This window comes from Vreelandella boliviensis LC1, assembly GCF_000236035.1.
GTDB lineage: Bacteria > Pseudomonadota > Gammaproteobacteria > Pseudomonadales > Halomonadaceae > Vreelandella > Vreelandella boliviensis.
In genome coordinates this window covers 1-10225 of record NZ_JH393261.1, presented here as the reverse complement: position 1 = coordinate 10225, position 10225 = coordinate 1, and the positions used below count along the sequence as shown (strand labels likewise).

Sequence of the window (10225 nt, the reverse complement as noted above, 5' to 3'; positions counted from 1 at the left end):
GGCAGCAACTCCCGCTGCCATCGGCTTCTCTAGCCTCTCAATGGCTGACAGCCATGGAAGCAACGCAGGTGAAGATCAGGCATTAGTTATCCTTACTAGCGACTCACTGCAGACCCAGGGCATGGCCATGATTCTATCCAACGCCATGCAGCAGCAAGGCACTAACCTGCATATACTGCTTTGTGATGCCGCCGGTGATTTGGCCGTCAAGGAATACGAAAGCAGCGAGGCCATCAACACACCGCCGAGCAACCCGGCGGGCCAGGTCAAACCCGAAGGTATTCTGAGCATGCTGTTGGAAAATGGTGCAAACGTGAATGTATGTGCCATCTACCTGCCCAATAGCGAAAACGAGGAAGACAACCTTCTTGAAGGTGTGGGTGTGGCGGCTCCTGGCCCCATAGCGGAAATGATGCGCGATCCGTCCATACCTGTTTACAGTTTTTGAGTTCCCAAGCTGAGTTTGAGGAGTCGGTTATGAACAGCAACGTTGGTGGTATCGATAAAATTTTACGCATCCTGGTGGGGATTGTACTGATAGTACTGGCCCTGACAGGCACTATCGGAGTCTGGGGCTGGATCGGTGTTGTGCCGCTAGCCACAGGGCTATTTAACTTCTGTCCAGCCTACAAGCTTCTAGGCATCAATACCTGCAAAGTTAAATAGCCACCCACAGTCAGCCAGTAGTCAGGAGTTGCCCAACTGGTGCTTAGCGACCTATCTCAGTTATTCTACTCTACACGCGGTGTTTGCGTTTCATGACTGAAGGATAGCCGTAACTATGTTGGGATTCCTGCAGGGATTTTCCTATGGCCTGTTTATGACCTGCCTGCCCTGGCTACTGGTCGGCCTCTTCAATCCTGGTCTGGCGCTTCCGGTCACGGCTCCCAGTCGTCTCCAGGTGATCGCCCGCTATTGCCTGGTGGTTCCCTTTATCAGCATGCTGCTGTGGCTGACCTCCCTGTGGGGTGGTTTCAGCCCCAGCCTGTTTGGCTGGCTTGCGGGCATCGTCGCCATTCCTGCGGCGCTACCCGTCGAGCGAACACTGCGCAGATGGCTGGCCCGTCGCCGCGAGCGTCGTCAGGAGGCTCAAAGACAGGCCGAAGTAAATCAACGCCGCGCTCAGCAGGAGCGCAACGCCTATGAAACGGGTGTGTCGGTACTCGACCCGGCCAGACCACCTGTGGGGGCCAACGATCTTGTCTTGGCCATGTGTCGAGCCAAGCAGAGCTTGCTCGACGTGCATCGCCCTGATCTGGCGATCCTGACAGACCGCCTCTATAGCCGCTACCAGCATGTGATGGACGTACTGGGCGAGCGATTCCACACTGGCGAGCTGGCCTTCGAGCGCTCGCAAGGCCTGGTCACTCAAGTCTGTTTCGGTGCGGTGGATACGCTGACGACCATGGCCTCACAGGCGCGTGGGGTGGTTAGCGTGGACGGTAATTACGTGCGAGGTCGACTGAACCGGGAGGGTAAACGGTTAGGCGATGAAGAGCGAGCCGCTCTAGTGCGGCGCCTCGATCTGCTAGTTGAGACCGAACATCGGCTGAATAAGCTCTCTGCCCGCATCGAATCCGCCCTGACCGTGCTCGACGATACCGCTGTTTCCATGGCGCGCATTGAGACGGCTCGCCCACAAGCGTCGGTCACCACTGATAAAGCACTGGAGGATCTGCGCCTCTTCGTCGAAGGCGCGGATCGTTATGCGCGCAAAGATTAATCCGGCGGCCGATGGTACTGTGCTCTTTTTACAACGGTTATTTTAATAGCTCAGGAGATGTCCATGGCTTTGCAATCCGATGACAAACGTCGCCTCTCCCTGCCGCCGGTGGACGAGATCGCTGACCAGTTGGGAGCTAACCCATTGGGCGGGAGCCAAGCCGATTCGGCCAACCCCGATAAGCGCAACATCGACCCTGAGCTTGAGGCGATGGCCGACCGCTTTGTCGAAGATATTCTCGCCGAGGGAGACGAGGCGTCGGTAGTTCGCCAACGCCATGCCGTGGATGAGATGGGGCTTGAATTACAACAGCAGGCCGCCCATCGCAGTGCCATGCTGCAAACGCCGTTGCGCAAGTTGGCCCACCAGGGCGACGAAGGCGGGCCGGTTGCCAAAGCACTAACCGATCTACGCGGACGCATGGAGGGGCTCGACCCTGCTCGCCATCGCTTAGCGCCTACTACATTGGATCGCGTTCTGTCAGTCATCCCCGGCCTTGACAGCCGTCTACAGCGCTATTTTCGTAAGTTCGAGAATACCCAACAGGCACTGGACGCGATCATCGAGGATCTTGAAGGCGGTCGCGACATGCTACATCGTGACAACCTCACCCTGAACGATGACCAGCAAGCGTTAACTAAAATTCTTGGCGAGTTGAACCGTCAAATAGCACTGGGTCGCATGATCGATCGCCGCCTTCAGGACGAGATCGCCGCACGCGATGGCGATGATCCAAGGCGTCACTTCCTTGAGGAGGAGCTGCTCTTTCCCCTACGTCAGCGCATTGTTGACCTTCAGCAGCAACTCGCAGTGAGTCAGCAAGGCGTACTGGCGCTTGAGGTCATCATTCGCAATAACCGTGAGTTGATGCGCGGCGTAGACAGAGCGGTTAACGTCACCGTCTCGGCGCTTACCGTCGCGGTGACGGTGGCCATGGCAATGGCTAATCAGCGCTTAGTGCTGGACCGCATCGAAGCCATCAACACCACCACGTCGCAGATGATTGGCGGAACGGCCAAGGCCCTCCGTCAGCAAGGCGTGGACATCCAGAAGCGTGCCTCTTCTGCGATGCTCGACATGCAAGTGCTTGAAGAGGCCTTCAGCGAGGTGATGGGCGCCATCGATGATCTATCGAGCTATCGGCAGGAGGCCCTGCCCCGCCTAGATGAACAGATCGACCGCCTAGCGACCTTGGCGAAGCAGGGAAATACGTCCATCGAGCGTCTTCAAGAAGGCAACGAGTCGCAGCCCCAGGATGGACGCGACCCCAGCTAATTGTTCAGGCTTTTTCAAGTGAAGCGCATGGATCGTTGTATGAGCTAGTTGTATGAGATAGTTGTATGAGCTAGCTGAATAAGCTATTTGAAACGAGAAGAGGCATCCCGGAAGGCCTTGCGCATCAGCTCCCAAGAGTCTTCCATGCCTTGACGGACAGACTCCCAAGCTGCTTCGCTGGCATGCTGAAGCTCGTCAAGCCTTTGCTGGGTCTCCGCTTGGCGCTTCTTGAGCCGTTCGATATCCTCCTGGTACTTCACCCTCGCCTCGTCACTCGCCTGACGAGCCTTGGCGGTCAGCTTATCGATATCAGCATTCCACTCATCGAGCCTGGCTTTCATTTCCTCAACGAATTCATCGCGTTGTCTCATGGTGATACCTCCCCTTGCGGTAACGGGTATGCCGGATGCGATGTGAATCTCCGCCTACCAAGACTAGCTGGAAATCTCATCGAGTTCATGGTGTTAGTTTCGGGGCAAAGGTAAAGGCCATCGGACAAATTCTTTCACATGGTTATGAACGTTTACTGAATAGGATATTGTCCGATTAAACACCGCTAGCCAAAGAAAAAACAGGAGGTTGACTTACTGGCTATCGGTTTACTTTTCCGCTACAGCTTGACAGATCTCATAATAAGCATACTATGCATAATATCAGGCCTAAGAAGAGGAAAACTGATGCTACCTGAAACTGCCAATGCTGATCTGAAAGCTGAACGAATAGAATTGATGGCTCAACTGATCAGCGACGTCAGAGCAACAGCTATAGATAGCCATGCTCCTGAAGAAGGCGATACCAACCTATCACTTGGTGTTACTGCCTATGAGCGTACGCGTTCCATCATCATATCCAAGGCTGGCACACCTGACTTTGAATGGTTAAGTGTGCTCACCCCTGATGGCAGGTTCACATTCAGAATTGGCAATACCCCAGTTCGCTTTTGGAAAGGGATCGCTGAAAAACTACCAGGTAGCAAGCTTATTAGGTCTGAAGAAGCTCTTAGACAAATCGATTTCGAGTTCCATGATGAACCCATCAACTCATTGATTTGGTACATCATCATCGAAACTGGCCCTGATAAATATGTTGATAGGGCCTATCTAATCGGTTTTACGGAAGAAGGCATCAAGCACATTCATTGGGAAATTCCTCTCAAAGGAAAAATTACCAAGCTCAATAGTGCTGACGACTCCAAAGCTCCAGGCGTTGAAATTGAATCAGCTGCCAGCAAGCTCAGGAGAAAGGAAAAGGGCAAAGAAAATGGCGAAAACGACGTTAGTCACGAGTAACGAATTTTTTGGAGACAGACTGCGTCTTGCCCGCCTCATGGCAGGAATCACCCAGCAAGAGCTGGGTGATTGCGTTAATGTATCCAGACAGTTTATTCATCAACTAGAAAGTGGTGTTAAAAACCCTCAAGAAGATGTTTTAAATGCTATTTCAGAGCGGCTAGAAGTCAGCAATGGTTTTTTTTTCACACCTCTGGGAAATGATGTCAAATTTGAACAATGCCATTTTAGAAAAAGAAAAACTACGCCAATTAACTTGGCGAATAGGGTATTGGCCATGTCCACAATTTTTGAGGACATCGTTCAACTGCTAGATGAACTGCTTGAACTACCTGAAATCAATTTCCCAGAGTTAGGAAGCTACACTTCTGACGCAAACTCTATAGAGCGGGCGGCTGAAAAAACGCGACTGCATTGGGGATTAGGTATTGAAGCCCCAATCACCAATATGATTCGAGTGCTTGAAAATGCAGGCGCAGTAATTACTTGTTATGACAACGTTTCTGATAAGGTTGATGCACTTTCTATTAGTCGTAAAAGGCCAATAATCGTTAGGAACAACGCAAAAGAAAGCGTTTGCAGGCTTCGTTTTGACCTCGCGCACGAATGCGGTCACTTAGTATTACATCAGGGCGTTGAGACAGGATGCTCTAAAACTGAGTCTGAAGCGAATGCGTTTGCTAGTGCGTTTCTTTTTCCTCGCACAGCATTTATCAAAGAATTTGCGGAGTGCATAGGGCCTCGTGGATTCAGGTGGAGGAAAATGATTGAACTGAAAGAGCGCTGGAGGTTCAGTCTCAGAGCTATGATTTTTCGAGCCAATCAGTTAAACCTGATCACTGCTCAGCAATATAGATATGCAAACGTATATCTAAATAAAAATGGGCAAGCAAAGACAGAAGAGCTGGATGACATATTGCCCATGGAGTATCCAGAAATACTCCCTCACGCAATCGATATGATTTATGAAGAGATGAGTATTTCCATCTTCGACATAGCTAAAAAATTGCACATTGATCCTAAAATCGCTTCACAGTTGACAGGTTATGCCTTGAGCAAACAGATTGACGACTCAAAAGTCACTAGCATTATGATGGCATAGCTTACTATCCCCCATGCTGAGCGTTGATTAAACCCACCAAATTGGTGGGTTTTTTTATGGTTCCGTCGACGTCACCCCCTGTTTGACTGGCGCGCAACAGAAAAGCCCCTGACGAATCAGGGGGTTTTCAGTGTTGAGGTGGCAGAGAGACGGGAATCGCTCTCACTCACAATAAAACCCTTTAAAATCAGCGGTTTAGATAGATTGGCTATGACTAACTACAGCGGTTTTCTGTAACACTATCAAGTTAAAAAAAGTTTAACATCCGTAAAAGTAATGAAAACGATTTTTCTTTTGATAAATACGCTAGTAGCCTCCCATCAGTAGGCTAGAAGAGGGTTTTCTATTCGATATTGGAGGTGCGATACAACCCAACCTGGAGTCATCATTTCCCGAACAAAACTATATGCAGACTCTGGATGATCCTTTAACAGCCAGCCACAGTTGGCTTTTCCGGAATATATAATTAGGCCTTTTGGTGACAAGCTAAATTCGATATCTTCATTTTGTATTTTGTGCTTTTCAATCTCTTTTTTTAAAGGATTGTCGTCGCTACAAATTGCCTCTGCAATTAAATAGATGCATCGTAATATCTTTGTTTCGATATCAGTCACAATACCTGGAGTAGAAGCTGTAGTAATCCCCATTCCAGGGGGAGTGTATGCCTTACCGTTGATTGTGATCGGCATTACCAAACCTCCTTTTCTGCTTTTACTAATATCTTCTTTGGAAAGATTGATATCAGAAGGTATGATCCCTTTTAACTCGTAGTCGCTCATTAAGTGAGGCCAACTGGACTCAAAGCTTTTCAATAGCTGAATGTCAGAAAAAAAATTTGCCTCTTTGTGACTGCGGACATCAATAATAAAAATTGCGTTTTTATATATGGCGCAAAAAACAAGCCAATCAGAACGAGGAGCATAATACTTTTTATCATTTTGCACTTTTGTCGATAGGTGAAAATGGTGAATTCCCCAGTCCGCCCAGAGAAAATCACTCCTAGACCTCCTCTTCTTGCTGCTTATATCATTGTTTTTAGTTAGTCCCGTTCCTTGATAAGGGTTTATATCACAACCAGTAAGATTTAACAGCGCAAACTTTACCAAGGCGCGGCGAGCATCTTTGGGGAATCTTTTAGGAAACACATTAGACATAAATACATGGCGACGTTCAGGGTCAACATATCTTAGCCTGAAGTCGAGCCAACGCAATAATGGATCACTCAAATTGGATACAAACTTCTCGTGTTGCAGACCGTAAAACTTTATTAATGCCACTGATATTTCTTGAAGCTGCGATATTAGCTTTTCTGAAAGTTCTTTATTGTTCATTTCAATCGTCCAGATTTTTAAATCATTCAGGTCAACTTAGTCATAAGCTATATTCTTGGCGTCAGTGACAATAGTGCTAGAAAGCTTGGTGTGGTTTTTCGGATTTCTTCTTGAGCCTGACTATCAGCTTTAAACACTTCATCTATTAAAACACCTGAAGCCTCAGCCTTTAAAACAGTGCGAACTATTTTTTTGTCCAAACCTGAAATTATACTCCCAGATTCTTTATGTTTCGAACCTAATAAGTCACTTATAATCAAAGACATTCTTCGAGAGTCATAACCTGTTATTTTAGTAACCAGATTAGCACTATCAGCTACATATTCAATACCTCTCACAATTCTTAATGCTTCGTCGCGAAGGTCTCTAAATTTTGTGTAACGGGCTATGACAAAGCCCGTATAGCCTCCACTGAATATGCCTGTGACACTCCCTACTGCTAAATCTCCAAACATGCTAATCACCTTCCTATGTATTTCCTTATAGTCACATACTTCTCTCAGACTCCATAGGTTGGCTTAAGATTGCCTTCTAGCTGGGCGATAAAAATATGTTCATATAATCATGTCGTCTCTAATGTGATTACCCTGAAACCAAAAAAATCACCCCACCGCAAAGATGAGGCTCAATAAATTAAAATTATCAAACGAGGTAATGCAATAGAATTTTATCATAGCTATTTTAGACTTTCCTTCGATATACGACAGGCTCGCCCAAATGTTGCGGCAAGCATGGATGGCGTCACGGATCCGGCCGTCATGGATCAGGGAAAGCGCTTTGCATTCGCGAATCAGTTGAACAGCGCCTAAATCTTGACTGGCTGGTGTGAAGTCGGCTATACCGAAACGCTCCACTAGATCGTCCCAAGTGCTGGTGAGGAATTGATAGCGCCCTGCAGCACTGGAATTGATTTGATAAGAAGGTAGCCAGACTAGCTGGCGTGGGTGATTGTCGTAGCTGTTGGATATCTTGCCACCCACCAACACGTTGTAGCCGTCTTGAAAGCCGAAGCGTGTCGTGCCTTCGGCATGCGCTAGCGTATCGAGGAAAGCGGCCACGTTGCCCGCTCGTGTATCCAAGGGTGGTGCTGGCTCCAGGCGCAGGAGTTCCGCCTCATCGGATCAATGGGCAGGCGATTGAGCAGGCATGATGAGCTCAGGAGTAGAAAAGCCACAAGATATGGTGCAAGGCGTTGCTAGGCTGCAACGCAGGAAAAGGCAGAAACGCAAAAGCCCCGCCGTATATCAGGCAGGGCTTTAATCGTATAAGTTTTATGTGTGGTTTCGACTAGTTAGCATTAATTTAGCGCAACTGCTCCGGCAATGCAACACCCGCAGTTAGATACCAATAACTTCGGCGTCTGCTTTTTTATGCGTACTACTTAAAATTCAACCATAGCTCTGCCTCTCCCGAATTTAATGTTACAGTTGGTAGACAAGTTCCGAGGTAAGCGAGTCGCTTATTTTCGCTAAAGACCTCAAAATTAGAAAAACTATTCTATCTATCAAGAAAACTAAGCATTAAATAGAAGGGATATAAAAATGAACGAATGGGTAAACTATTACAATGAGCACAACATTCATAAAACACTTGATGAGCTGTTAGATTTCTTACATAACAATGTCGACATGGTTAATTCCAACTCATCGGACAACCTTTCACATATAAGCAGCATTTTAATAAAAACCAAGCAAGTAATAGACTCAATTGACCCAACATTTTACCCTACTCATACACTCGATGAAATTAATGAATTACTGACATGCAATTCATTTAAACATGTCTTTGTGAAGATTTTAAACAATAGAGACTTTGATTACAATGAAGCTAAAGCCCTAACTAACAGTCTTGTAGAAAAAGTCTATAAGCTGTCAGCAATGACTACAAATATAGATGAAAATGAGCTCTTTAACTCAATTTCTTCTAGATTAACAAAAAAACAAAGGCAGCAAGAAAAAGAGATCATTGATCTTCGATTAACGCTTGAATTCACTATTGGTGAAGCTAGAGAAAAATTAAACAGCATTAACGCACTTGAAGAGTCACTGCGAGAACGATCAAGTCAAGTTAAAGATATCATGGAGAACAATGATAAAATGATGCTGGCTGAAAAAAATAGGAGAAGGGAAGAGTTTACTTCAGAACAAAAGTTACGCCATGATACTTTTTTAAAACAATCAGAAGAAACTCTTAAAACGATAACCGAAAAAACAAAATCAATTTATAAAAATCAAGAAGAGCAAATTGACAAAAGAACCTCTGCTCTTTTTCAAAAAATCGCAGACAGCAGCAATGATATAACTGAAAAGCATAACTCAATAAAAGATATATATGAATTGGTTGCTGAAGATGGGATAGCGGGCGGGTACAAAAAAAATGCTGATGACGAAAAGAGTGCCGCTAACTTATGGAGAGGAATCACCATGGGGTGTTACGCGCTCATAATCTTGTGGGTATTATTCAAAAACACTCTCGGATTCGAAACATTTATCAACAACCAAGTCCAATGGCCAGTATTAATTATCACTATATCAATTACAGCAATTGCCTTTATTGCTGCACAGTTTTCATCAAAACAGTCGCGAATCCATTTAATCAACGAGCAAAAAATGCGCTGGTTCGCTCTTGAAGTCAAGGCAATCGACCCATTTATCTCATCTCTTCCAGAAAATGAAAAAAACGACCTCAAAAAGCAACTAAGTGAAAAACTATTCTGTCAGCATAGAACTGAAGATGTTAGCAACGAAACAGAGTCTCATAGCAAATCGTTAGATGCCCTCTCATCAGTAGTGCACAATCTGACAGATACAATAAAAACAATAACAAAAAAATGAGTGGTTGAGCTCCTTTGACCTAAAGGAGCTCAATTTTTACCCCAATTGAGTCAACATTATCATCTGCGCACGCCCCTCTACAGCTGCACGCTTAATCGCCTGTCCCTTCTTGAATTCAATTTTGGCTTCAATACCTGGTGGCCACCCCAGCATTTGAGCGTAATGCCCCAACCCTACAGCTATCTGATCATAGCTCTTTCCCCAAGGCCCATTTACCCGAGGTCTGTCTTTGCCGCCTGGATCAGCGCGGCTAGCAAGTTGCGAGTGGGCAGCCGTGCATCTTTCTGGCTTATTCATGGGCATCATGGACACGTATACCGCGATCATAGGCAATCACCAGGGGCTCAGCGGCAGCTGTTCCACCACCAGGTGGTTCACCCAGTTTGGCCGCGGAGCTGAATGGCTGGTACCCCGGGTTTTCATGGACGTACCAGGTGCGCCGCTCTACTTCCATATCAAGCACACGGTTAACAAATACCCGTGCTGCCTCCGGATCGTGGTCTTTATGTGATTCTCTTGCGATCTCACGCAGCCTAGCCATTGGCATTCGCTCAAACATATCGCGCATCGTGCTTCCCTCTTTCTTAACTGCCATGGCCATCACCCCTTCCTCCACTCGGGGCCAGCTGGCGTATTCCCGACGTCACCCCCTGATTGAGTAGCGCTACACT

At 46.9% G+C, this 10225-nt stretch carries 12 protein-coding genes; 7 read left to right on the top strand and 5 right to left on the bottom strand.

All coding sequences use genetic code 11. The annotated features are described in order from the left end of the window. From KUC_RS19730 to KUC_RS18825, 4 genes are all read left to right on the top strand, one after another. Positions 1 to 448: DsrE family protein (locus tag KUC_RS19730; RefSeq protein WP_040481774.1), on the top strand; the 448-nt coding region annotated here is incomplete at its 5' end. A gap of 29 nt (positions 449 to 477) precedes the next feature. Next, positions 478 to 666 carry a YgaP family membrane protein gene (locus tag KUC_RS18835; protein WP_007114854.1) on the top strand — a complete coding sequence of 63 codons (189 nt, stop codon included), beginning with the start codon at positions 478 to 480 and terminating at the stop codon, positions 664 to 666. Positions 667 to 781: 115 nt separating this feature from the next. Then, the gene (locus KUC_RS18830) at positions 782 to 1723 is read left to right on the top strand and encodes a hypothetical protein (RefSeq protein ID WP_007114853.1); all 942 of its coding nucleotides are present in this window, start codon (positions 782 to 784) and stop codon (positions 1721 to 1723) included. 63 nt (positions 1724 to 1786) lie between these two features. Further along, positions 1787 to 2998, top strand: a complete 1212-nt coding sequence (locus KUC_RS18825) for a toxic anion resistance protein (RefSeq protein WP_007114852.1) — start codon at positions 1787 to 1789, stop codon at positions 2996 to 2998. 83 nt (positions 2999 to 3081) lie between these two features. On the opposite strand, the gene KUC_RS18820 is transcribed toward KUC_RS18825, so the two are convergent. Continuing rightward, a complete protein-coding gene (locus tag KUC_RS18820; protein WP_007114851.1) occupies positions 3082 to 3369 on the bottom strand; it encodes a sll1863 family stress response protein in 288 nt (95 codons plus the stop codon). A 306-nt stretch (positions 3370 to 3675) separates the two neighbouring features. Between KUC_RS18820 and KUC_RS18815 the strand changes: the two genes are divergently transcribed. Both KUC_RS18815 and KUC_RS18810 read left to right on the top strand, forming a co-directional pair. Beyond that, entirely contained in the window at positions 3676 to 4287 is a 612-nt protein-coding gene (locus KUC_RS18815; protein ID WP_040481768.1) for a hypothetical protein, read from the top strand. Next, on the top strand, positions 4259 to 5389 hold the full coding sequence (locus KUC_RS18810) for a helix-turn-helix domain-containing protein (protein ID WP_007114849.1): 1131 nt from the start codon (positions 4259 to 4261) through the stop codon (positions 5387 to 5389). Before KUC_RS18815 ends, KUC_RS18810 begins: the two co-directional genes overlap by 29 nt. A gap of 320 nt (positions 5390 to 5709) precedes the next feature. On the opposite strand, the gene KUC_RS18805 is transcribed toward KUC_RS18810, so the two are convergent. From KUC_RS18805 to KUC_RS18795, 3 genes are all read right to left on the bottom strand, one after another. Next, positions 5710 to 6720, bottom strand: coding sequence for a hypothetical protein (locus KUC_RS18805; protein ID WP_007114848.1), 1011 nt, complete (start codon positions 6718 to 6720; stop codon positions 5710 to 5712). A gap of 47 nt (positions 6721 to 6767) precedes the next feature. After that, positions 6768 to 7175 (bottom strand): hypothetical protein, encoded by a 408-nt coding sequence (locus KUC_RS18800; protein ID WP_040481765.1) that lies wholly within the window; start codon positions 7173 to 7175, stop codon positions 6768 to 6770. Positions 7176 to 7322: 147 nt separating this feature from the next. Then, the gene (locus KUC_RS18795) at positions 7323 to 7799 is read right to left on the bottom strand and encodes a glycoside hydrolase family 24 protein (RefSeq protein ID WP_040481762.1); all 477 of its coding nucleotides are present in this window, start codon (positions 7797 to 7799) and stop codon (positions 7323 to 7325) included. Between the two features lie 462 nt (positions 7800 to 8261). On the opposite strand from KUC_RS18795, the gene KUC_RS18790 reads away from it, so the two are divergent. Beyond that, positions 8262 to 9554 (top strand): hypothetical protein, encoded by a 1293-nt coding sequence (locus tag KUC_RS18790; protein ID WP_007114846.1) that lies wholly within the window; start codon positions 8262 to 8264, stop codon positions 9552 to 9554. 289 nt (positions 9555 to 9843) lie between these two features. Here KUC_RS18790 and KUC_RS18780 read toward each other — a convergent pair whose 3' ends face one another. Beyond that, a complete protein-coding gene (locus KUC_RS18780) occupies positions 9844 to 10149 on the bottom strand; it encodes a hypothetical protein (RefSeq protein WP_141243499.1) in 306 nt (101 codons plus the stop codon). Positions 10150 to 10225: the final 76 nt, after the last annotated feature.